Origin of the sequence: Schleiferia thermophila (assembly GCF_003337435.1) — a bacterium.
GTDB classification, from domain to species: Bacteria; Bacteroidota; Bacteroidia; order Flavobacteriales; family Schleiferiaceae; genus Schleiferia; species Schleiferia thermophila.
In genome coordinates this window covers 84,588-108,220 of record NZ_QPJS01000005.1, presented here as the reverse complement: position 1 = coordinate 108,220, position 23,633 = coordinate 84,588, and the positions used below count along the sequence as shown (strand labels likewise).

Below are 23,633 nucleotides of genomic sequence, written 5' to 3'. Positions count from 1 at the left end.
ATTTTTCATTTGCAATGATACAATAATAGTTTGGTCATCAGAAACGGCAATATGCAAAATTCACAAAATCATTATGTACTCCTCTTGGGGGGAAATCAAGGTGAGGTATTGACGGCATTTGATGGAGCATTGATGGTATTGGCTCAGTCGGGTCTTGAAATTGTCGCAAAATCCTCTGTTTTTAAAACACCGGCCTGGGGGATGGTTGGTGACGACTTCTTGAACATGGCCGTGGAGGTTAGATGCTCACTTTCACCTGATGAACTTTTACACACCGTGCTGGAAATTGAAAAGCAATTTGGCCGGAGACGTAATTCGGGTATGGGGTATCAGTCGCGGCAACTCGATATCGACATCATTCATTCGTATGAATTGGTATATCAATCCAATGAACTATGCATTCCTCATCCCCGGCTGCACTTGCGTAAGTTTGCCCTCGTTCCGGTGAAAGAAATCTCTCCCGACTGGGTGCATCCGGTGCTAAAAAAGACTTGTATGGAATTGCTCTCCGAGTGTGGAGACGACAGCAAAATAGAAAAGTTGAATTGAAACTCGGTAAATACATTGCAATAGAGGGAAATATTGGCGCTGGTAAGACTACACTTGCCCAAATGCTCGCTCAGCGACTCAATGCCCGCCTTGTCTTGGAGCAGTTTGCCGACAATCCGTTTCTGGAGGAATTTTATACCAGTCCGGAGCGATGGGCTTTTACGGTGGAAATGGCCTTCATGGCGGAGCGATATGCACAATTGTCTGGTATTTTGACCCAATCCGATTTGTTTCAACCAGATGTAGTAAGCGATTACCATCCTCTGAAATCGAAGCTCTTTGCCTCTGTAAATCTTTCGCCTAAAGAGTTCCGCCTTTACAGTCAATTTTTCGATGCGCTTTTTTCCTCCATCCGTGGGCCGGATTTGATCATTTTTATTCGTGCAGAGCTGCCCACTCTTATGTCCAACATAAAATCGAGAGGAAGGAGTTTTGAGCAAAACATCCCTTCAGAATATCTGCTCAGACTTTCCGAAGAATACAAGAACTTTCTGAAAATGGTTACAACCCCGACGATTACTCTGGTCAGGGAATCTTTTGATTTTATCGGAAATGACCAGCATTTGGAGCTGTTGATACAGGCTTTGCTTCGCAAGGATTTTACAGGCAATACCCTTGTCTCCGGGCCGGATGAATTAGCAGCTCTTGTGTAAACCCACTCATACGGTGGAGCATATTTCTGATACATTCAGATTTTAGAAGCATATCGGGGTGTTGATTGATTGAAATCAATGGACTGCTGAATTTTTCTCTTCAGCCAATTCGGCATCATACCATCATCTGTGGAATCACAGGTGATGCGTCAGGTCACTATGGAAATGCTGGTTCGAACTCATCGGTGCTCAATAATTGAGTGGAACCGTGTCGGTTAGACAAAAAAGTCTCCCGCTGCAGGTAAACAGTTCACGGAATTTGGCAAAAAAGTCAATCGCAGTCGCAAATGGATTGCTCCAGGATGTAGTCGACTACTTGGATAAAGTCTCCTCCGCTTTCTTCAAACACTTTGAGCTGGCGGTCGGCTCCTGTACCCATTTCCAGTATTTTCAGCGCATATTCAGCTTCTCTCCGGCAGTCGAGCTCGTCGAGCACATCGTCCACGAAGTCGAGGAGCTCTTCGATCAGCACGCGCACCCGCACTTCTTCTTCTTTTCCAAAGTCGATCAGCTTGCCATCGATGCCATATCGGCTTGCACGCCATTTGTTTTCGTTGATCAAGGCTCGCTGGTAGATGATGAAGCCCATATTTTGCTGCCGGAGTTTGAAGATTTTGGCTGCGAGTGCCTGGAAGAGTGCGGTGAGGCAAACGGTCTCTTCACAGGTCATCGGAATGTCACAAATCCGAAACTCGATGGTGTCGAAAAAGGGGTGCACACGTAAGTCCCACCAGATTTTTTTCGCATTGTCAATGCAGTTGGTTTTCACCAATAGATTTACATAGCGCATGTAATCTTCATAGCTTCCGAAATAGTCGGGTATACCGGTGCGTGGAAATTTGTCGAATACCTTGCTTCTGAAGGACTTAAAACCTGTATTTCTCCCTTCCCAGAAGGGTGAATTGGTGCTGAGTGCATAAAGGTGAGGCAGAAAATAGCGCATTGTATTGGCGATGTGCATGGCGGTAGGTTTGTTGGGCATGCCCACATGCACATGTAGGCCAAAGATCAGATTGCTTCGGGCGGCTTCTTGCATTTCGTTTACGATTTCATCGTATCGTGGATTTGGGGTGATGAGTTGTTTTGTCCAGAGGGAGAAGGGGTGTGTACCCGAGCAACCGATTCTCAGTCCCAATTCTCCGGCTATGTCTGAGACATTTTTTCTGAGTTTTCGGATTTCATCGCGCACTTCATGGACATTGTTGCAGATGGAAGTACCGACCTCCACCACAGCCTGGTGCATTTCAGCCTTGACCTTATCGTCCATCGTCCGGGAAGCTATTTCCACGATTTTCTGTTCATGACTGGTAAGTTCCCGTGTTTCGGGATGTACTACCATGTATTCCTCTTCTACGCCGAGGGTAAATTTAGGCAGTCCCATGTAAGAATTTTTTAAGTGGTTTTTTTCGAAGATTTACTTCTAGAGGATCCAGACTTTGAGGTCTTTTTTGATGCTTCGCTGGCAGGTAATTCTGATTCGGTTACCGAGCGTTTGACAAAGTCGCCCCAGGTGAGGTTCATTTGTCCATCTCTGTGAGCCTGAGCTCTCTCCACGGCATATTTGGCAGCGTGTTCGACGACCCATCTGAAATTTTCTTCGCCCACCGAATGTACATCGGCATCCGGGGCAGGATTGCAAAAGTCTATAGCGTACGGAATGCCATCCCTAACGGCAAATTCAACGGTATTGAAGTCGTAACCGAGGGCATTGTTGAGGCGAAGCACGTAATCTGTAAGCAATTTTTCCATTTCAGCTGAGGGATGCTTATCGCTTACATAGCGCAGGTGATGTGGATTGCGAGGCTCATAAGGCATGATGCGTACATATTTCCGTCCGATGCAGTAAATCCGGTAATATTCCTCAAATTCGATGGCTTCTTGAGCCATCATCACCAGTTGGCCGGTTTGGTGATATGCGTTGAAAAATTCATCCACATTGTGTACTTTGAAGACACTCTTCCAACCACCGCCGGCATGTGGTTTCATAAAAACCGGAAAGCCCAGATAGTCAAATATGTTTTGCCAGGAAAGCGGAAAAGCCAGATTGCTGAAAGAGGCATCGGTGGTATCGTCGGGTCTGGCAAAGCTCGGCAGCAGTACGGTCTTTGGCACTGGAACACCTACCGATATGGCGATGCTGTTGTTGATAAACTTTTCATCGGCACTCCACCAAAATGGATTGTTGATGACTGCAGTACCGGCTGCAGCTGCATTTTTCAGGTAAGCTCTGTAAAAGGGGACATCCTGCGATATTCGATCGATGATTACTGCGTAATCGGTACCAATTGCCTGCTGAACGACGTCTACCTGTACAGGTTCTGCCGTGATTCCGTCCACATTCATTTCGTTTACGGCCTCCACAAAAGCTTTGGGGAAGCTTCTTTCCATGCCAAAGAGAATTCCTATTTTCTTCATAGTTGCGGGTTTAAATTTTTATACCTGTGAGTTGACGATCATTGACAAATAGTGCGGAAAAATCATGCGCCAAAGGGGCCAATCATGAACCTCACGCGGCCTGATGTCCAGCCAGTTGCGGATACCTCTTCGACCGAGTAAGTCGGCCATTTCGTAGTTGTCGCCCAGGCAGATGTCCCACTCACCGGCTCCAAGAAACACAAAGAGGTCTCTGAAGTGGTCATCCCATGCGTTAGGCAGAAAGTCCGGCGGATTGTTAAAATATACGTTGTCATCGTAGTAGCCGTCCAATCTGCCTTTGATGTTAAAAGCTCCGCTCATGCTGAGGATGTATTTGGTGCTGTCGGGGTGTTTCAGACCAAAGTTCACCGCGTGATAACCACCAAAGCTACACCCGGCCACAGCTACCTTTCCAAATCCGGTTTCGTGCATGGCCCACGGGACCAGTTCGCGATACACCATCAGGTCGTACCAAATGTGATTCTTAACCCTGTCGGCAGGGTGAATAGATCTGTTGTACCAGCTGTAGCGGTCAATCCCATCAATACAATACACCTTGAAAAATCCCTCTCTCAGAAACCAGTCAATCGAATGTATCAGTCTGAAATCTTTCGCCTCATAGAATCTGCCCATGCTGGTAGGAAAAATGAGTAAGGGCATGCCCTTATATCCGTACACCAGCATTTCAATGTCCATGTTCAAGTGGCTCGAATGCCATTTAATGTACCTTTCATTTGTCATTCCGAAGGGGCGGTTTTTTACAAAGAAGTTGGCTGCAAGAAATAAAAAAATCCGTTAAATCCGCAGTCCCGATGCATCTTTCTTTTATTTTAACTTAAAGAGGCCGAAATCTTATTCTATCACTGATGATTCTTAGTTAATTGCTAAAAAAAACTTGTGAAGCATTTTTTTGCTGCATTGGCTATCGGCGGATGGAGCTGTTGTAGTTCGTAGTCCATCGGAAAAAATCTATCGGCCCTGCCGTTTTTTGGTGAAAGCATTTCAGGGGGGATGCAGCCTTGCACGTTTATGTGTGGTATTTTACCTCAATGTTATGCAAGCATGTAAATTGTTCGTATAGTTTAGATTGAATTTTGTTCATTTGCAGCCTTAAAAAATTTATTTATCAGCTGTATTATGGATCGCAAAATCACGGCGGCCATCACATCTGTTGGAGGATATGTTCCTGAATTCAGATTGACCAATGCCCTGCTCGAAACCATGGTAGACACTTCTGATGAGTGGATCACAACGCGGACGGGCATTAAAGAGCGCAGAATTTTAAAAGGAGAGGGTCTTGGAGTATCGTATATGGCAAAAAAAGCCATAGCCGAATGCCTTACAAAACGCGGCATAGACGGCAGCGAAATCGACCTTGTGATCGTAAGTACTACCACGCCGGATATGCCGGTGGCCTCCACTGCTGCCTATTTGTGCAGCGAAATCGGAGCAAAAAATGCCTTTGGCTTTGACCTGCAGGCTGCCTGTTCAGGTTTTTTGTACGGTCTGGTGACGGCTGCACAGTTTGTGGAGACAGGTTCCTATAAAAAAGTGCTGCTGGTTGGTGGCGATAAGATGTCTTCCATCATCGATTACACCGACCGCACTACCTGTGTGATTTTTGGCGATGGATGTGGTGCCGTGTTGCTGGAGCCCAGCGATGAGCAGTACGGAGTATTGGACCACATCCTCCGCAGCGATGGAATAGGTCGGGAATACCTCTACATCAAAGCCGGAGGAAGTATGTACCCGCCTACCAAAAGCACGGTAGAAAACCGCGAACACTTTGTGCATCAGGAAGGACAGGCTGTTTTTAAGTTTGCCGTGACCAATATGGCGGAGGTGGCGGCTCAGATCATGGAGCGCAACGGCCTATCCCCCGATGATGTCGCCTGGCTGGTACCACACCAGGCCAACAAGAGAATCATAGATGCTACCGCAAGGCGAATGAACCTCGACGACACTAAAGTGATGCTCAATATTCACCGGTATGGAAATACCACCAACGGCACCATACCCCTCTTGCTGTGGGACTACGAAAGCAAGCTGAAAAAGGGTGACAACCTGATATTGGCTGCCTTTGGAGGAGGATTTACATGGGGTGCTGTATACGTAAAATGGGCATATGACGGCAGTGCCGTAGGTAAACCTTATATTGAGTAAATTCTGAATCTAAACCATGTAAAATCATAGCGCAATGGACCTGAAAGAAATACAAAATCTAATAAAATTTGTGGCCAGATCAGGTGCCTCAGAAGTCAGTCTCGAAACAGAGGACTTTAAAATCACCATCAAAACGCACAGCGGGGTCACCTATCCGGTAGAGTCAGTGCCTGTAGTGGCACACGCGGCTCCTGTTCACCAGGTGGTAGAGGTACCTTCAGCAGCCTCTCCGGCAGCACCTGCTGAGCCTGCCAAACCCGCTGCTCCGGCTGCCGACGAGTCTAAATACCTCACCATCAAATCGCCTATGATAGGCACATTCTACCGCAGACCGGCGCCCGACAAACCACCCTTTGTAGAAGTGGGCTCAGAAATCAAAAAAGGACAGGTGGTCTGCATCATTGAGGCCATGAAACTCTTCAATGAAATTGAATCCGAAATCGATGGGCGGATCGTAAAAGTACTTGTAGACGATCAGAAGCCCGTGGAATACGACCAGCCGCTCTTTCTTGTAGAGCCATTGTAAATCAAATACTTAATAATTCAATCAGGAGTATTATGTTTAAAAAAATACTCATTGCCAATCGTGGCGAGATCGCCATGCGGGTCATTCGGACTTGTAAAGAGATGGGCATCAAGACAGTAGCTGTTTATTCTACTGCGGACAAGGACAGCCTCCATGTGCGCTTTGCCGACGAGGCCGTGTGCATAGGTCCGCCTCCCAGCAAAGAATCCTATCTGAATATCCCTCGCATCATAGCAGCTGCTGAAATTACCAATGCCGACGCAATCCACCCGGGCTATGGCTTTCTGAGCGAAAATGCCAAATTCTCGAAAATTTGTGCCGAGCACGGCATCAAATTTATCGGTGCTTCTCCTGAGATGATCGAAAAAATGGGAGATAAGGCTACTGCCAAAGCCACAATGAAAGCAGCCGGTGTGCCGACCATTCCCGGTAGTGACGGGCTGCTCCAATCCCTCGACCATGCCATAGCTGTAGCCCGTGAAATCGGCTATCCGGTGATGATGAAGGCTACTGCCGGTGGGGGTGGGAGAGGCATGCGTGCCGTCTGGAACGAAGAAGAACTTCGAAAAGCCTGGGAAACCGCACGGCAGGAGGCGGCAGCAGCCTTTGGCAACGATGGCATGTATATGGAAAAACTCATCGAAGAACCCCGCCATATCGAAATTCAGATCGTAGGCGACTCTACGGGCAAAGCCTGCCACCTTTCCGAACGCGACTGCTCCATCCAGCGACGGCATCAGAAACTTACTGAAGAAACCCCCTCCCCCTTTATGACACCTGAGCTGCGCGAGGCAATGGGTGCAGCTGCCGTTCGAGCTGCCGAATACATCAGATATGAGGGCGCGGGTACCGTAGAGTTTCTCGTGGACAAGCACCGAAACTTCTATTTTATGGAGATGAATACCCGCATTCAGGTGGAGCATCCCATCACCGAACAGGTCATTGATTATGACCTCATCCGCGAACAAATCAAAGTGGCCTATGGAATACCCATATCCGGCAAAAACTATTATCCGAAGCTACATTCCATCGAATGCCGGATCAATGCCGAAGACCCATATAACGACTTCAGACCGTGTCCGGGCCGCATCACTACTTTTCACGCTCCGGGTGGTCATGGCGTAAGGCTCGATACGCATGTGTACGCCGGCTATGTGATCCCGCCTCACTACGACAGCATGATTGCCAAACTGATCACTACCGCCCAGACCCGTGAAGAAGCCATCGACAAGATGCGAAGGGCACTCGACGAGTTTGTCATTGAGGGCATTCAAACTACCATCCCCTTCCATCGCCAACTCATGGACCACCCTGACTACATCAATGGAAACTACACCACCAAGTTCCTCGAAAACTTTAAGCTGAAATAACGCTCTCACTTCGCCGGTCCTGGGACCTGAAATGTATCATCTCTAACGGGCGCCTGGATACTCTCTGCAAGAGTCTCTGTGGTGCCCGTTTGCTTTCAGATGTCCGATGTTTTATTGGCGATAAACGGCTAAAAATCTGTGAATGTATTTGCCCAGAATGTCAAATTCTACATTGGCGCGGTCCCCGGGCTTCAGCAATCGCAGATTGGTATGCTCCCATGTGTAGGGAATGATTGATACCGAAAAGGAATCCGACCGGGAAATTACTACTGTCAGGCTCACGCCATTTACACATATCGACCCCTTGGGCACAGTGATACATTCCGGACTTTCGGGGTGAGTGAATACCAGATCCCAGGAACCTCCCTGGTCGGTTACCGAGACCAGTACGGCTGTGGTATCAACGTGGCCCTGCACCATGTGGCCGTCCAGTCGGCCGCCTATTTGCATGGCTCGTTCGATGTTTACCAATGTGCCTGGCTTCCAGCTACCCAGGTTGGTGCGCTTTAGGGTCTCGGCAATGGCTGTGACGCGATGCCGTCCGGTACCCGGCAGATCGGTCACCGTGAGGCACACGCCGTCGTGCGCCACGCTCTGATCTACTTTGAGCTCATGGCTTATTGCCGATTCAATCACAAAATGTATGTTGGAGCCTTCGGCTTCTATGGACTTTACCTCGCCCAATGTCTCAATGATTCCTGTAAACATGTCTTCTTGCACTTTTTTACACCATCCCTGATTTCTTCTACTGCTTGCGCCGGAGTACGTATAGCGACAAGAGTTTCAGCGATTCTTCCGTCGGTCCACCCCCCAGCTTTTGCAGTATTTCGATGGCTGCTGCATGGTACTCCTTCATTTTTTCCTTGGCGTATTCCACTCCTCCGCTTCCCAGGATGAAATCAATGACTTTCTTCACGCTTTTGGGATCGTTGCTCTTGTATTTTACAAGGTAGGAAATCTGTTTTTTTTCTAAAAAACCGGCATGGTTCAGGGCATAAATCAGTGGCAGAGTCATCTTGCGCTCTTTAATGTCAATACCCGAAGGTTTGCCGGAATTGCTATCCGGGTCGAGGTCAAACAAATCGTCTTTGATCTGAAAGGCCATACCCAGGTGCTGCCCGAATTCTGTAAACAACTGCACCTGTTCTGCACTGCCCCCCCCTGCATAAGCGCCCACAGCGCAGCAAGTCGCTATCAGCGAAGCGGTTTTTTGCCTGATTATTTCGTAGTACACGTGCTCATCGATGTCCAGCCGTCGTGCCTTTTCGATCTGTAGCAGCTCCCCTTCGCTCATTTCACGCACGGCAGTAGAGACGAGTCTCAGCATTTCAAAATCGCCGTGTTCTACTGCCAGCAGCAACACTTTGGAAAGCAAGTAATCGCCGATCAATACAGCTATTTTGTTTTTCCACAGCGCATTGATGCTGAAAAATCCCCTTCTGTAATAAGCTTCGTCCACTACATCATCGTGTACCAGAGTAGCAGTGTGCATCAGCTCTATCAATGCAGCACCTCGGTAGGTCTGTTCGCTTACCTGGCCAAAGTATCGGGAAGTCAGAAATACCAGTATGGGTCTGAGTTGCTTTCCTTTACGGCGAATGATGTAGTGTGTGATTCTGTCCAGCAGAGGGGTATTGGACTTCATGGCCTGCCGGAACTTCTCTTCAAACAGTGCCAGCTCCTGTGCAACAGGTCTTTTTATTTCGTCCAATGATATCTGCTTTTCCACAAACGTTGAGCTCTCGTATCCGATGCAATATTACACACACAATTCCCGCCGAACATCCAGGCCATAGTCAGATAAGTAACTTTACGGGAGGACGATGGTTTTGGATCGGGATTGATTTAATAATTTTTTTGATTACGGCGATGTTGTTTGCTTTCGAATCAAGGAGAGGAAAGTAAGCTGTACTTCTGTGTCGGAATCTCGGTCGGTGATCTGCTGTGTGTTTTGGGTTTCCCATTCGTCCGGATTCCACTCCGGAAACCATGTATCAGCATCGTAATCTCGGTGTACGATAGTGAGCTCCATGCGGTGGGCCAGCGGCAATGCCTGTCGGTAAATGTCCGCTCCTCCGGCTATGTAGAGCTTTTCACAGTCATTCTTGGCTTTGATGGCTTCCTGCAGCGAGTGAAAGATTTCCACTCCCTGCGGATGGAAGTCGCGATTGCGGGTGATGACCACATTGATTCGGTTGGGTAGGGGGCGGCCGATGGATTCATAAGTTCGCCTTCCCATCAGTACAACTTGTCCGATGGTCAGTTTTTTGAAGTGGCGAAGGTCGGCCGGCAGATGCCAAAGCAATTGGTTGTTGCGTCCCAGAGCGCGGTTTTGGGCTATGGCTGCGATTATAATGAGTTCTGGCATATTGAATTTATGTTTTTTCAAAAAGAAAAGCCGGAAGGGTGTCCGGCTTATGATGACGGGTACGGGTAAAAGTCTACGAGCTGCAATATTCGCAGGCATCGGGATTGTCCAGGCTGCAGGCGATGGCTTTTTGGCTTTCGTCGGCAGCGGGGGCATCCTGTTGCGGAGCAAATAGGTCAGGTTGAGTGTTTTTTTCTGCCGGGCGTGTCGCCTGATGATTGCGTTGCTGTGTGGCAAGTGCTTCTATGCGTTTGCGGGCGAGTTCCTCGGCAGCGCGCTTTTCGGCCTCGCGCTCGGCGTAGGAGTATCGGTGCAATAGATTTGGGGTGGTCTCAGCCGTGGGTTGGGTAAGTGAGGATTCTTTGCTCACGGTAAATTTGATAGCATCGGTTGCCGGCCGTGTGCGCATGTAGTACATGCCGGTTTTCAGTCCTTTTTTCCAGGCGTACATGTGCATGCTGGAGAGTTTGGACAGAGTAGGAGCTTCTACAAACAGGTTGAGCGACTGGGATTGGTCGATAAAGATGGCGCGGTCAGCTGCCATGTCGATGATATCGCGCATGCTCAGCTCCCAAACCGTTCGGTATATTTCGCGGATTTCAAGGGGGATGATGTCGATGTGCTGAATGGATCCGTTGGCTTTGATAATTTCGTTTTTCATCTCTTCACTCCACAGCCCCAGCGCCATGAGGTCTTGCAGCAGGTGTTTATTGACGACCACAAATTCACCGGAAAGCACCCTGCGGGTGTAAATATTGGAGGTGTAGGGTTCGAAGCATTCGTTATTGCCGAGGATTTGCGATGTGGATGCGGTTGGCATAGGTGCCAGCAGCAGTGAGTTGCGCACGCCATTTTTGAGGATGCGTTGGCGCAGCTCTGCCCAATCCCAGCGTCCGCTCAGCTGACTTTCGTCTACCCCCCACATGTTGAACTGGAAGATGCCTTGCGATATGGGTGAGCCCGGGTAGGTTTCGTAAGGTCCGTCGAAGATGGCCAGATCGCAAGAGGCATTCAGAGCTGCATAATAGATGGTTTCAAAAATTTCGCGGTTGAGCATTTTGGCTTCCGGACTGGTGAAGGGCAGACGCAGCTTGATGAACGTATCGGCCAGGCCCTGTACGCCGATGCCTATCGGGCGGTGGCGCTTGTTGGAGCGCTCTGCTTCGGGCACGGGGTAGTAGTTGCGGTCGATGATTTTGTTGAGATTCACGGTGATCCGGTAGGTGACTTCATAGAGGAGGTTGTGGTTAAACTTGCCCGCATCCACAAACATCGGAAGGGCGATGCTGGCCAGGTTGCACACGGCCACCTCATCGGGAGCTGTGTATTCGATGATTTCGGTGCAGAGGTTGCTGGAGCGAATGGTGCCCAGGTTTTTCTGGTTACTTTTTTCGTTGCAGGCATCTTTGTAGAGCATATACGGGGTGCCTGTTTCGATCTGCGATTCGATGATTTTCTGCCATAGATCGCGGGCGCGGATTTTTTTGCGGCCACGGCCTTCTCTTTCGTATCGCTCATAGAGTTGCTCAAACTTTTCGCCGTACACGTCGCAAAGCCCCGGACATTCGTTGGGACACATCAGCGTCCAATGCTCGTCCTTCTCCACCCGCTTCATAAATAGATCGGGTATCCAAAGGGCGTAGAAGAGGTCGCGGGCGCGGAGCTCTTCCTTTCCGTGATTTTTTTTCAGATCGAGGAATTCAAATACATCGGCATGCCAGGGTTCCAGGTAGATGGCAAAGGAGCCTTTGCGCTTTCCGCCTCCCTGGTCTACGTAGCGGGCCGTGTCGTTGTAGACCCTCAGCATGGGCACAATGCCGTTGCTGGTCCCGTTGGTACCTCGGATGTAGGAGCCTGTGGCCCTTATGTTGTGAATGCTCAGTCCGATACCCCCGGCTGATTGGGAGATTTTAGCGCATTGTTTGAGGGTGTCGTAGATGCCTTCGATGCTGTCGTCTTTCATGGTGAGCAAAAAGCAGGACGACATTTGGGGCTTGGGCGTTCCGGAATTGAACAGGGTTGGGGTAGCGTGGGTGAAATAGCGCTTGCTCATCAGGTCGTAGGTTTCGAGCACGGCATCGATGTCTCGCTTGTGAATGCCCAGCGATACGCGCATCAGCATATGCTGAGGGCGCTCAGCCACCTGTCCGTTGATCCTGAGCAGGTAGGACCGTTCCAGGGTCTTAAAACCAAAGTAGTCGTATCCGAAGTCGCGGTCGTAGATGATGGCGCTGTCGAGCAGTTCGGCGTGCTCTTGTGCGATTTCATACACGTCTTCGGCGATCAGCGGGGCGTGTTCTCCGGTTTTTGGGTTGATGTAGTGATAGAGGTCTTTTATGGTTTCGGAAAACGACTTTTTGGTGTTCTTGTGTAGGTTGCTCACAGCTATTCGCGAGGCCAGCATGGCGTAGTCCGGGTGTGTGGTGGTCATGGAGGCAGCCACTTCAGCAGCCAGATTGTCGAGCTCGGTAGTGTGCACTCCGTCATAGATGCCCTCGATTACCTTCATGGCCACGGAAATGGGATTGACCAGAGGGCTGAGGCCGTAACAGAGTTTTTCGATGCGGGAGGTGATTTTGTCAAATTTCACCGTCTCTTTACGGCCGTCTCTTTTTATTACATACATAGTTTTGGCAATTAGGTTGGGGTTAAACGGTTTAAAAATCAGCGTCGAAGGAAATTTCGTCTTTTACGGCTACCGATTCTGCGGCTGGTGTTTCGACCTGTACGCGGGCTTTGCGGTATTCGGACACGCGTTTTTCAAAAAAGTTGGTCTTGCCTTGCAGGGAAATCATTTCCATAAAGTCAAACGGATTGGTGGCGTTGTAGAGCTTGGGGCAGCCCAGTTCGGAGAGCAGTCGGTCGGTCACAAATTCGAGATATTGAGTCATCAGGTCGGCATTCATCCCAATCAGGCGCACGGGCAGGCTTTCGGTAATGAATTTGCGCTCGATGCTCAGGGCCTCGTCGAGAATCTGCGTGATGCGTTTTTGGCTCACTTTGTTTACCAGGTGGTGGTTGTGCAGGTGCACGGCAAAGTCGGCGTGCAGGCCCTCGTCGCGCGAGATGAGTTCGTTGCTAAAGGTGAGCCCCGGCATCAGGCCGCGCTTTTTCAACCAGAAGATCGAGCAAAAGGCCCCGGAAAAGAATATGCCCTCCACAGCTGCAAAGGCAATGAGCCTTTCGGCAAAGGACGGCGATTTGATCCAGCGCAAGGCCCAGTCGGCTTTTTCCTTGATGGCGTCGAAGTTTTCAATGGCGTGGAAGAGCCGGTCGCGTTCTACCGGGTCTTTTATATAGGTATCAATTAATAAGGAATAGGTCTCAGAGTGAATGTTTTCCATCATGATCTGAAAGCCGTAAAAAAATTTGGCTTCGGTGTACTGGACCTCATTGACAAAATTTTCCGCCAGATTTTCATTGACGATGCCGTCGCTGGCGGCAAAGAATGCGAGGATGTGTTTGATAAAGTGGCGCTCGTCGTCGTTGAGCTTATCGCTCCAGTCGGTCAGATCTTGCTGCAGGTCGATCTCCTCGGCCGTCCAAAAGGAGGCTTCTGCCTTTTTGTAAAATTGCCAGATGTCGTGATGTTGGATGGGAAATAGCACAAAGCGGTCCTTGTTTTCCATCAGCAAGGGCTCTGTAGTCTTTTCAATTTCTGTGGCCATAGTTTTTTAGTTAAAATGTTGAATTTCAATAATATATGTAACAGGCTGGGGCTCAGTTGAGCGACGTTTTCCCAAGGTGTTTCAAAACTGAAAAATAAAAACCGAAGTACCAAATGTTAGTTTTCGACAATCCAACGGATTTACTAACATAAAACAGAAATTGCACGGGATAAGTTGCTGAAATTTAGAAAAGGCCAATGCAATTCATGAAACGAGCCCAAATGAGGCCAACATTAATTCACACGAATTGTTAATAACTTACCGTGTAAAAAAGAATTTGATTCGCTTGACTGCCGTGCTGCTTTAATCGGAAGCAGAGGGAGTGCAAGATGAAACAAGACAGTTTACCATCCGGGCAAAAAAACCTCCCGCCAAAAGCCCCAGATTGTTGAAGCCAAAATCGGCTAGACTCCCGCTGCGCCCGGGGATGAAGTATTGAAAAATTTCGAGCAGTCCGCTGAAGAGACTCAGGCCCGCAAAGCCCGCTACCAGGTAGGGCATGTGCACCTTTCGACGTATGAAAAAATTGCTCAACCCGGCCAGATACAGCAACATCAGGAGGGCAAAGGCCAGAAAGTGGAGAATCTTGTCGCTGGTTTCGGCCAGCAGGGAGGGAAGCCGGTCGGATGGAATCAGCAGCAGATAGGTCAGCACTGCAGTGTATGTAGCAAAGGGCATCCAGCGAAAATATTTCTCCATCGATTTACATATTTGAAAGGGGCGTGAGCAGATGCAAAGCATTACAGACACCATCCATCCGCCCTGCTTCTGCCCAAACCCCTGTATCAGAAATCCAACGGTCGGACTCTCACCCTCTACAGTCGGTTCAGGCGCCGATCAGCTGCTGGTATTCAGAGGCAGAAAGCAGTCCGGAGCGGTCAGATGGATCTGAAAGTTTCACTTTTATCATCCAGCCTTCGCCATAAGGGTCGCTGTTGACCAGCTCGGGATTGGAGTTGATTTTTTCGTTGACTTCCACGATTTCACCGGAAACAGGCAGGTATAGGTCAGAGACGGTTTTTACGGCTTCTACGCTGCCAAATACGGCTTCGCGCTCCAATGTCTGGCCCAGGGTCTCGATTTCCACAAAGACGATATCGCCCAGCTCGCTTTGAGCAAAGTCCGTGATGCCCACCGTTGCGATATCGCCTTCGATGCGCACCCATTCATGGTCTTTGGTGTAGAGAAGATCAGCGGGTATGTTCATGGTTACTTCAAATTTTTGAGGCAAATGTACTTTTCAGGGATGCACTTTATTGAAATTTTGTATAACCTCGCGTTGCACCTTCGACCAGGAGGTGTCCGGGCAAAATATGTGGTGGTTTTTGCTTCACACAGCTCCTCTCAGGTGCTGTTCGATGCCTGGGCCTCTGCATTGTTGTACAGATGCACCTGCCGCATTCAACTTGGACTGCTTCTTGTGTAACCCGCGAAATGCAATGCATCGGCCTGTCCTATCGGTTTTTTGCCTTTTTCAATGCTTCGATTTGGCGCGCGATGTTGTCAGCCTCTGCCATCAGCAAGTCGGCTTTCTTTCTGTTGACGTGCGAGAGCTTATGCACCTCCGCCATTGTTTTTTCATATTTTTTCTGAAGTTCGCTCAGAGGGTCTTTTTTCCGGAAGAGTCCAAACATGTTGTTTCTGTTTTGAATGTAAGACAAATAGATATGCCAATTGTTTGTGCCTACCGGTAATTCTCTAAACGAATTTTTTGCCACTTTGATGGTGCAGTCATCAGAAATTTTTTGATAATCAATGGTTTGTCAATGCACTACTGCGAATGTTGCCGCAATGTTAAGCTATAAATATAACAAATAAAATCTTACAAAAAAATATATCGTGCAACCAAATAAAAAGAAAAAACACTTAGAAATCAGTAAGGTAAAAAAAATAAAAAATTCGTTTTTTAATAAAATACGTAAAGAAAATGGCATAATTTAACAAATGATGCTTGCAAGATAAAAAGCATTGAAATACTATTGCACGTAAATTTTCCCATATGAAAAAAGTGTACGCAATAACCTTGTTGGCCATCTTGACCTGGGGCCTGCATGCCCAGCCCCTCACGGGCACCAAAAACATCCCGGGCGATTATGCTTCCATCGCTGCAGCTGTAGCGGACCTCAACACCAACGGCGTAGGTGCAGGGGGGGTTACGTTCAATGTGGCTGCGGGACATACGGAAACCATCCTATCCACTATTGTACTTACGGCTACTGGCACAGCTGCCAACCCCATCGTCTTTCAAAAAAGCGGTGTGGGAGCCAATCCTCAAATCATCGCCTACACCGGTACCTCCACACCTACTTCAGCAAGTCCGGATGGGATCTGGGCATTGTCGGGCAGCGACTACGTGACCATTGATGGGATTGACTTGCTGGATCCAAATGCAGCCAACCCGGCTACGATGGAGTTTGGATTAGCCTTGTTTAAGGCCAGTGCTGCCGACGGATGTCAGAATGTGACAATAAAGAATTGTACCATCACACTCAATAGAGTAAACAATGCGTCAGGTTCCGGGCCTATGGTAGAAGGTTCTGTGGGCATCCTGGTGATCAACTCCACCAGAACAGCCGCTACCACTGCCCTGACACCCTCAGCCGCTTCCGGCTCCAATTCAAACAACAAGTTTTACGGCAATACCATTCAAAACTGCAACTACGGCATCGCCCTCAGTGGTTTTGCTGCCACTGCAGGAGTCGGGCCTAATCCTGACCCCTTAACCTTTCTTGGTGACCTGAACAACGACATCGGCGGAACCAGCGCTTCCACCGGAAACACCATTCTTAACTACGGAGGGGCACCCAGTGCGACCAATCCGGCGGCCGGAATTCGCGCCAACCACCAATGGAGCATCAACATCTCCTACAATACCCTCAACAACAACGACGGAGCCGGAGTCAATCATCCCAACACCCTGAGAGGCATCTTTGCTCAGGCAGGCCTCAGCGCCAATGCTACCATATCCTACAACAACGTCACCATCAAAGGCGGTGGAACAACGCAACAAGTCGCTGCTATTGAAAGCGGAATGGGAGCTACACCGGCAAGCAATACGGTAAACATCACCAATAACACAATCACCGGCGAGTACCTGACAGCAACCAGTGGTGCGTCGTTTTTCGGAATATTTAATAGTGCTGCTGCACCCGCTACTTTAAATATTACCAACAACAGCGTTACAAATCTAAGCTATTCTACTGCCTCTCTGACGGGTAGTGGAGCAGTGTATCCAATTTACACTACCGGAAGTAATGCCGCGTCCACATTCAATGTAAACAACAACACCGTAAACAACATATCCCGAACCGGAACTACAGGCGGAACGACCATTGGGATTTTTGTATCTGGTGGTGTCAGCGGTATGGTGGTTAACGTAAATAACAATGTAGTCTCCAATATGAGCATTGGTGGCTCAGGTACGGCTTCAATCATGTACGGTATACAGGTCCCTACCAGTACTTTAACTGTTAACGATAATCAAGTATATAATTTGTCTTGCATCAAAACAAGTGGTTCGGGTGAAATGAATGGAATCAGAAGTTCTGCAAGCCCAACGATAGAAACATATAGCAATAACTTAGTGTACAATCTAACTCATAACGGAACAGGAATAGTCAGGGGCATTTATGCTTGGACAACCACTGGTACTCGAACAATGTCCGGCAATACTGTCCACAGCATCAGTGGCGCCGGAACCACGATAATTGGCATCGAAAACATCAGCAGCTCCCCCAATGTGTTTAAAAACAAGATCTACAACATCCAGAGCACGTCCACCAGTAACCCGATCGTCTCCGGAATGCTTCTAGCTGGCTTAGGTACCGCGGGTACAGCAAATATTTACAACAACCTGATTGCAGACATCAAAGCCCCCAATGCAGGTATCAGTGCTGCGACAGTTCCAGCTGTAAGAGGCATTAATATTACAACTGCTACACCAAATACTACAATTAGTTTATCCTACAATACAGTTTATTTAGATGCATCCTCTTCGGCCACAAATTTTGGTTCGGCAGCGCTGTTTGTTACTGCTAATGCCACAGCTACTACAGCAGCTTTGACCATGCGCAACAACATTTTTGTGAATGTATCCACGGCCAACGGCACGGGTAGAACAGTTGCCTATCAAAGGTCGGGTACTGCTCTTGCAAATTTTGCCAGCGCTTCCAACAACAATTTGTTTTATGCCGGAACGCCCAGCACCACCAATCTGATTTTCTTCGATGGGACCAATTCGGATCAGACGCTTTCGGACTACAAGGCCCGTGTAGCGCCCCGCGATGCAGCCTCTGTGACCGAAAATCCCAATTTCCAGAGCATCTCAGGCAGTTCTGCTGACTTTCTGAAAATTGACCTGAACATCCCAACCCAGATTGAAAGCGGAGGGGTGCCCATTTTAGGAATTACGGATGACTACTACGGCACCACCCGCAGTGCTTCTACACCTGATATCGGAGGTTTTGAAGGGAATATGACTCCGCTGGATTTAGTAGGGCCTTCGATTTCCTACACCACGTTAAGCAACGACATTGTGGCTACCTCGCGGGTGCTGACCGGTTTTGCCACCATCACCGATCCCAGTGGGGTAAATACGACAAGCGGCACACGGCCTAGGATATATTACAAAAAATCAACGGATGCCAATAACTTTGTGGGCAATACCTCCTCCGACAACGGCTGGAAGTTTGTGGAAGCCTCCAATACATCCTCACCTTTCGACTTTACCGTCGACTATACCTTACTCAACGGTGGCGGGGTGTCTGTGGGCGATGTGATTCAATACTTTGTAGTGGCACAGGATATGGCACCTACGCCCAATGTGGGGATCAATTCCGGTACGTTTGCCACCGCACCCACTTCTGTGGCCCTGGTGTCCGGAAATTTCCCGATCAGCGGCTCCATCAATACGTTCAATATTGTCCCCACCATTTCCGGTACGGTCACGGTAGGCACCGGAGGTGATTATCCCTCGCTTACCGGAGCCGGAGGATTGTTTGCGGATATCAATGCCAAAATCGTATCCGGAAACATTGTAGCCGAAATTCTGGACAATCTGACGGAAACCGGCGCCAATGCTCTGAATCAATTTACAGAATCCGGAGGTCCCTGGACCCTGACCATCCGCCCGGCCGATGCCAGCAGTAAAACGATCTCCGGTTCGTTTGCCGGCGGCCTGATACGCCTGAATGGAGCAGATCGGGTCACCATCGATGGAAGGTTTGGTGGCAGTGGCAGTTGGTTGACCTTTCAAAATACCTCGACAAGCAGTTCTGCCGTATTTATGCTCATCAGCTCCGGAGCAGGCCAGGGGGCTACCAACAATACGATACGAAATTGTACAATCTCTACCGGTACCATCGCTGCTACGACGTATGGCATTCACCTTGGAGGCAGTACCCTGGGCAGTTCGGGTGCCGACAACGATGACAATTCCATTTTAAACAACACCATTACGGTTGCCTCCAATGGTATTTATGCCTTTGGAACGGCTTCTACCTCAGCCGGCGGCTTAGACAACCTGACCATCTCAGGCAACTCAGTAACCTGCAGTACGAGCGTCGCAGCCATCGGCATCCGCGTAAGCAATGTTTTAGGCTCTACCATTTCTGGCAATGAGGTAGATGTACAACAAAGTACATCCAATGCCCCTGTAGGCATTTCGCTGGAAACAGGGGTGAGCAATACCATGGTTTCATCCAATGTCGTAAAAAGAAGTGCTTATACGGGCTCAGACGGTTATGGTGGCAGAGGGATTACAGTAGGTACTGGCTCCACATCCAGCAACATCACCCTGGCAAACAATGTGGTGTACGGAGTTACAGGCGATAACTGGAGCGCTTTCGGCAATTCTTCGTCAATGGGTATTGTGATTGGGGTTATTGGTAATTCTTCAACCTTAACTACCACCACTGGCGGTATAAACCTCTATTACAACAGCGTTAACATGTACAATACATATACCCGTGCGGCAACATCAACGATTACAACAGCTTTGTATGTGGGTAGCGGAGCAAGCAATTTGGACATTCGAAACAATGTGTTTGCCAACAGCATGGACAATCTTGGAAATACCACATCGAAGAGTTATGCCATCTACTCTGCAGCAGCAGCTTCAGCCTTTACCACGATCAACTACAACGATTATTATCCATCCGGTCCGGAGGGAATACTTGGTTTTATCAGTTCAGCCGATGTGACCACCCTCACCGCCTGGCAGACAGCCACCGGTCAGGATGCCAACTCCATTTCGGCAGATCCTCTGTTTAACTCCAATACAAATCTTTCTCCTCAGCCGGGTTCTCCCTTAGTAGGAGCGGGTACTCCGATCAGCGGTATCACGGTGGATTTTCTCGGCACCTCGAGAAGTGCTACGACTCCTACCATCGGGGCCTATGAACAAGTCGCAGATTTAGCTGCTCCGGCGATCAGCTACACTGCGCTTAGCAATGGTCCTGTGGGCACTTCACGGGTGTTGACCGGTTTTGCCACCATTACCGACGTCAGCGGAGTGAATACGACAAGCGGCACACGGCCGAGGATCTACTACAAAAAGTCATCGGACAACAATACCTTCGCAGGAAACACCTCCTCCGACAACGGCTGGAAGTTTGTGGAAGCCTCCAATACTTCCTCTCCTTTCAATTTTACCATCGACTACACCCTACTCAACGGAGGTGCTGTGTCGGCCGGCGATGTGATTCAATATTTTGTAGTGGCACAGGACCTGGCACCTACGCCCAATGTGGGGATCAATTCCGGTACATTTGCCACCGCACCCACTTCTGTGGCGCTGACCGCTGCTAATTTTCCCATTGGAGGCACAATCAATCAATACTCCATAGCTACTCCGCTCTCCGGCACGGTAACGGTGGGCACCGGAGGCACCTATGCCACACTGACGGGCACCGGAGGATTGTTTGAGGCGGTCAACAATTCACTATTGGGGGGTGATCTGATCGCTGAGATCATCAGCGATATCACGGAGCCTGGCACGGTAGCTCTGAATGAATTTGGAGAAGTCTCGCCGGGGGGATATACCATTACCATCCGACCCGATGATGCCGACCCGCGACTGATCTCCGGTTCGTTTGCCGGCGGCCTGATACGCCTTAATGGAGCGGATCGGGTCACCATCGACGGAAGGTTTGGTGGCAGTGGCGAATATCTTCGAATAGTTAATAGCAGTACCTCATCATCGGCAGCATGTATTTGGCTGATTTCACCTTCGGCCGGAAATGGCGCTACCAACAATGTGATCAGGAACTGTATATTAGAAGGAGGTTCAACATCTGGCACTTTAGCCGCCATTGTTTCCAGCGGACCGACCATTGGAACTGCAGCTTTGGCTCCAAATTCCGATAATCTGTATACAGAAAACATCATAAGAAAAGCTCTATATGGAATTGTCTTAGTTGGTCCAACGTCAGCAGAGGATAACAATTTGGTTTCATTCAATCAGATTGTCCCGTTAGCAGTGGGAGATTCCATAGGTCATTCAGGTATTTTTGTATCCAATCAGTCAAACATTTCCGTGGTGGGCAATACCATTACTGGTATCTTAGCTAATATTAACAACAATGACCCTGCTGCGATAGCTGTTGCTGGGATTCAATCCGGCGGCACAATTGCTCGAAACATAATTGATAACGCATTTAATTTTCATTCTAATGCATGGGGTATGAGCGGTATTCGGTTAGCTTCAACCTCATCCAGCACAAACCTGTCGGTAGTAAACAATTCCATCAGCAATATAAGAGGACGAGGATGGACTGGTAATAGAACAGATAATGGAGTTGGAATACGGCTGGAGAGCGGAGGGGGCTATTTGATTGCACACAATTCCATCAATCTGGTGACCAATCAACCAAATGCTGCTAACAGCTCCGGAGTATTGGTGCATAACATTACGACATCCGGAAACGTACTGCAAAACAACGTGATAGCCAATCAGATGACTACCGGCACGAGATACGCTGTCGCAATAGAATCTTCATCCCTTCCCTTTAGCACAATCAATTTCAACAATTATTTTGCGCAGAATATTGGAATGTTTGGTAATACAAACATCACCACCCTCACCGACTGGCAGACGGCCACCGGTCAGGACGGAATGTCCATCAGCCGCAATCCCAGCTTTACCTCCTCTACTGATCTGACACCTACGGATTTCAACGGCTATTTTGCCCAACCCATCAGCGGCATAACTACCGACATCACAGGTGCTACCCGCAGCGCTACCGCCCCTGCCAAAGGCGCTTACGAAGGCACAGTACCCGGAGTCTGGCTCGGCAGCACAGCCGCCTGGACCAATACTGCCAACTGGAGTCATGGTGCCGTACCTACGGCATCTACTGTGGTAGCTGTGATCAATAGTTCAGTGACCCAGCCGGAGATCTCTTCAGCCGTGAATCTCGATGAAGAACTGCTCATCGCCACTGGCTGTACCCTCACGGTAAAAGCCGGCGGCTCACTGACCATGGGCAGTGCATCAGCCCTAGCCAACAACGGAAATGTGCTGCTGGAAGCCACGGCTTCAGGCTATGGTTCCCTGCTGGAGCAAGCGGTGAGGGGCAGCGGCACCTTCACCCGCCAGATGTATCTGAATGCATCCACCGGACCCAACAACGCCCGCTGGTATACCATCGGATCGCCCTTTGCTGTGCCCATCAATCAGCTGCACGACGGCACCAGTGAATTCAATGTGACCAGTGCGACAGAGTCTCCGCTGCGCCGTTGGGATGCCTCCACAGGCGATTATGTATTACCTGCCAGCGCGACCGAAAACTTTATCCGCGGACTCGGATATGTGGCCTACTTCGGAAATTCGCCCTTTGGCACCTTTATCCGACCAATACCCGGTGCCGTGTCGCTGACCGGAAATTACGGAAGTGCAGCCAATCTGACAGCTACATTGGGGTACACCAATACACCTACTTTCCCCACCATCGACGGGCCTACGGACGGCTGGAACTGCCTGGCAAATCCATACCTGACCTCCTACGACTGGAACGGCCAGACCCTCGGACCCAACACAGGAGCTGCCATCTACATCCGCAACTCTACCAATACCGGCTGGGTCGCCTGGAATACTTCGGAGACTTCCAATCGTCGGTACATTCCACCCATGCAGGGCTTCTGGATCAGAACCACTGTTTCAGAGCCGCTCACTGCCGATATCGCTCAGCGCAGCACCAACAGTACTCAGGTGATCGAGAAACCAGGTGCCGGGGAAGTGCTGACACGAATCAAAGTGACCAACACGGCCAACGGATATGACGATCAGGCTGTGATCAGCTTCCACAACAATGGTACACCTGGCTTCGACCGCCTGTACGATGGGTACAAACTGCGCAACGATGCTGGCATGCACAATGTGTACAGCCGCAGCGGCATGCAATCCTTTGCACTCAACTATCTACCGGCGTTTACGGGCACAGCCAGCGTGCCGGTATGGTTTGAAAGCGATGTACAAGGCACCTTCACCTTCCACATCAACCGGGATGAAATAGACCCGACCATCGAAGTGACCCTGGAAGACAAGCAGACCAATGCCACCTTCGTATTCCAAAACAATCAAAGTGCCTACACCTTCACCCACACTCCACAGATGAACAAAGATCGCTTTGTGCTGCACTACAACCAGATCAACGTAGGCCAGCAGGAGCTGTCATCCGGTGGAATCAAAGGACTTCAGGCATGGTATTTCGACGGCCGCATCCATCTGAAATCACTCGGATTCAGCGGGCCTGTTACCGCCAGGCTGGTGGATGTAAGCGGCAAGCGCATAGCAGAGGAAGTCATCGCTATCGGAGCCGGAGAGCTGACCCGGTGGTCAATTCCCTCCCTGCGTCCGGGAGTTTACATGGTCCAATTGATCAGCCGCGAAGGTCAGACCACCGTAAAGTTTGTTTACTAATC

The 23,633-nt window shown here is 49.3% G+C and carries 17 protein-coding genes; 6 read left to right on the top strand and 11 right to left on the bottom strand.

Features of this window, described 5'->3' with window-relative positions:
* Window positions 1–51 precede the first annotated feature (51 nt).
* Both folK and DES35_RS10165 read left to right on the top strand, forming a co-directional pair.
* Window positions 52–549, top strand: a complete 498-nt coding sequence (gene folK / locus DES35_RS10170; protein WP_037359996.1) for a 2-amino-4-hydroxy-6-hydroxymethyldihydropteridine diphosphokinase — start codon at window positions 52–54, stop codon at window positions 547–549.
* On the top strand, window positions 546–1,202 hold the full coding sequence (locus DES35_RS10165; protein ID WP_051889378.1) for a deoxynucleoside kinase: 657 nt from the start codon (window positions 546–548) through the stop codon (window positions 1,200–1,202). The genes folK and DES35_RS10165 overlap by 4 nt, the downstream gene beginning before the upstream one ends.
* 271 nt (window positions 1,203–1,473) lie before the next feature.
* Here DES35_RS10165 and DES35_RS10160 read toward each other — a convergent pair whose 3' ends face one another.
* The 3 genes from DES35_RS10160 to DES35_RS10150 are packed head-to-tail and all read right to left on the bottom strand — an operon-like array spanning window position 1,474 to window position 4,358.
* Entirely contained in the window at window positions 1,474–2,577 is a 1,104-nt protein-coding gene (locus tag DES35_RS10160) for a carboxylate-amine ligase (RefSeq protein WP_037360000.1), read from the bottom strand.
* A gap of 17 nt (window positions 2,578–2,594) precedes the next feature.
* Window positions 2,595–3,617: an ATP-grasp domain-containing protein gene (locus DES35_RS10155; protein ID WP_037359851.1), complete on the bottom strand. Its 1,023-nt coding sequence runs from the start codon at window positions 3,615–3,617 to the stop codon at window positions 2,595–2,597.
* 18 nt (window positions 3,618–3,635) lie between these two features.
* On the bottom strand, window positions 3,636–4,358 hold the full coding sequence (locus DES35_RS10150; RefSeq protein ID WP_037359853.1) for an alpha/beta hydrolase-fold protein: 723 nt from the start codon (window positions 4,356–4,358) through the stop codon (window positions 3,636–3,638).
* A gap of 396 nt (window positions 4,359–4,754) precedes the next feature.
* On the opposite strand from DES35_RS10150, the gene DES35_RS10145 reads away from it, so the two are divergent.
* Genes DES35_RS10145 through accC form a run of 3 tightly spaced genes read left to right on the top strand, consistent with a single transcriptional unit; the run spans window position 4,755 to window position 7,676 of the window.
* Entirely contained in the window at window positions 4,755–5,780 is a 1,026-nt protein-coding gene (locus DES35_RS10145; RefSeq protein ID WP_114366496.1) for a beta-ketoacyl-ACP synthase III, read from the top strand.
* 34 nt (window positions 5,781–5,814) lie between these two features.
* Window positions 5,815–6,306 (top strand): acetyl-CoA carboxylase biotin carboxyl carrier protein, encoded by a 492-nt coding sequence (accB, locus tag DES35_RS10140; RefSeq protein WP_037359857.1) that lies wholly within the window; start codon window positions 5,815–5,817, stop codon window positions 6,304–6,306.
* A 32-nt stretch (window positions 6,307–6,338) separates the two neighbouring features.
* The gene (accC, locus tag DES35_RS10135; protein ID WP_037359859.1) at window positions 6,339–7,676 is read left to right on the top strand and encodes an acetyl-CoA carboxylase biotin carboxylase subunit; all 1,338 of its coding nucleotides are present in this window, start codon (window positions 6,339–6,341) and stop codon (window positions 7,674–7,676) included.
* A 111-nt stretch (window positions 7,677–7,787) separates the two neighbouring features.
* On the opposite strand, the gene DES35_RS10130 is transcribed toward accC, so the two are convergent.
* From DES35_RS10130 to DES35_RS10090, 8 genes are all read right to left on the bottom strand, one after another.
* The gene (locus tag DES35_RS10130; protein WP_037359861.1) at window positions 7,788–8,384 is read right to left on the bottom strand and encodes a riboflavin synthase; all 597 of its coding nucleotides are present in this window, start codon (window positions 8,382–8,384) and stop codon (window positions 7,788–7,790) included.
* 37 nt (window positions 8,385–8,421) lie between these two features.
* Window positions 8,422–9,387 (bottom strand): polyprenyl synthetase family protein, encoded by a 966-nt coding sequence (locus tag DES35_RS10125; protein ID WP_235183086.1) that lies wholly within the window; start codon window positions 9,385–9,387, stop codon window positions 8,422–8,424.
* Window positions 9,388–9,537: 150 nt separating this feature from the next.
* Complete coding sequence (locus tag DES35_RS10120; protein ID WP_170125738.1) at window positions 9,538–10,044, bottom strand: dihydrofolate reductase; 507 nt, start codon at window positions 10,042–10,044, stop codon at window positions 9,538–9,540.
* A gap of 73 nt (window positions 10,045–10,117) precedes the next feature.
* Entirely contained in the window at window positions 10,118–12,670 is a 2,553-nt protein-coding gene (locus DES35_RS10115) for a ribonucleoside-diphosphate reductase subunit alpha (RefSeq protein WP_084180198.1), read from the bottom strand.
* A gap of 31 nt (window positions 12,671–12,701) precedes the next feature.
* Window positions 12,702–13,712: a ribonucleotide-diphosphate reductase subunit beta gene (locus DES35_RS10110; protein ID WP_037359865.1), complete on the bottom strand. Its 1,011-nt coding sequence runs from the start codon at window positions 13,710–13,712 to the stop codon at window positions 12,702–12,704.
* A 303-nt stretch (window positions 13,713–14,015) separates the two neighbouring features.
* Window positions 14,016–14,453 (bottom strand): VanZ family protein, encoded by a 438-nt coding sequence (locus DES35_RS10105; RefSeq protein WP_307718911.1) that lies wholly within the window; start codon window positions 14,451–14,453, stop codon window positions 14,016–14,018.
* Window positions 14,454–14,538: 85 nt separating this feature from the next.
* Window positions 14,539–14,919: a glycine cleavage system protein GcvH gene (gene gcvH / locus DES35_RS10100; protein ID WP_114366493.1), complete on the bottom strand. Its 381-nt coding sequence runs from the start codon at window positions 14,917–14,919 to the stop codon at window positions 14,539–14,541.
* Between the two features lie 247 nt (window positions 14,920–15,166).
* A complete protein-coding gene (locus tag DES35_RS10090) occupies window positions 15,167–15,430 on the bottom strand; it encodes a Lacal_2735 family protein (RefSeq protein ID WP_244906344.1) in 264 nt (87 codons plus the stop codon).
* Between the two features lie 281 nt (window positions 15,431–15,711).
* Here DES35_RS10090 and DES35_RS10085 point away from each other — a divergent pair, with 281 nt between their 5' ends.
* Window positions 15,712–23,631 (top strand): beta strand repeat-containing protein, encoded by a 7,920-nt coding sequence (locus DES35_RS10085; protein ID WP_114366491.1) that lies wholly within the window; start codon window positions 15,712–15,714, stop codon window positions 23,629–23,631.
* The last annotated feature ends 2 nt before the right edge of the window (window positions 23,632–23,633 follow it).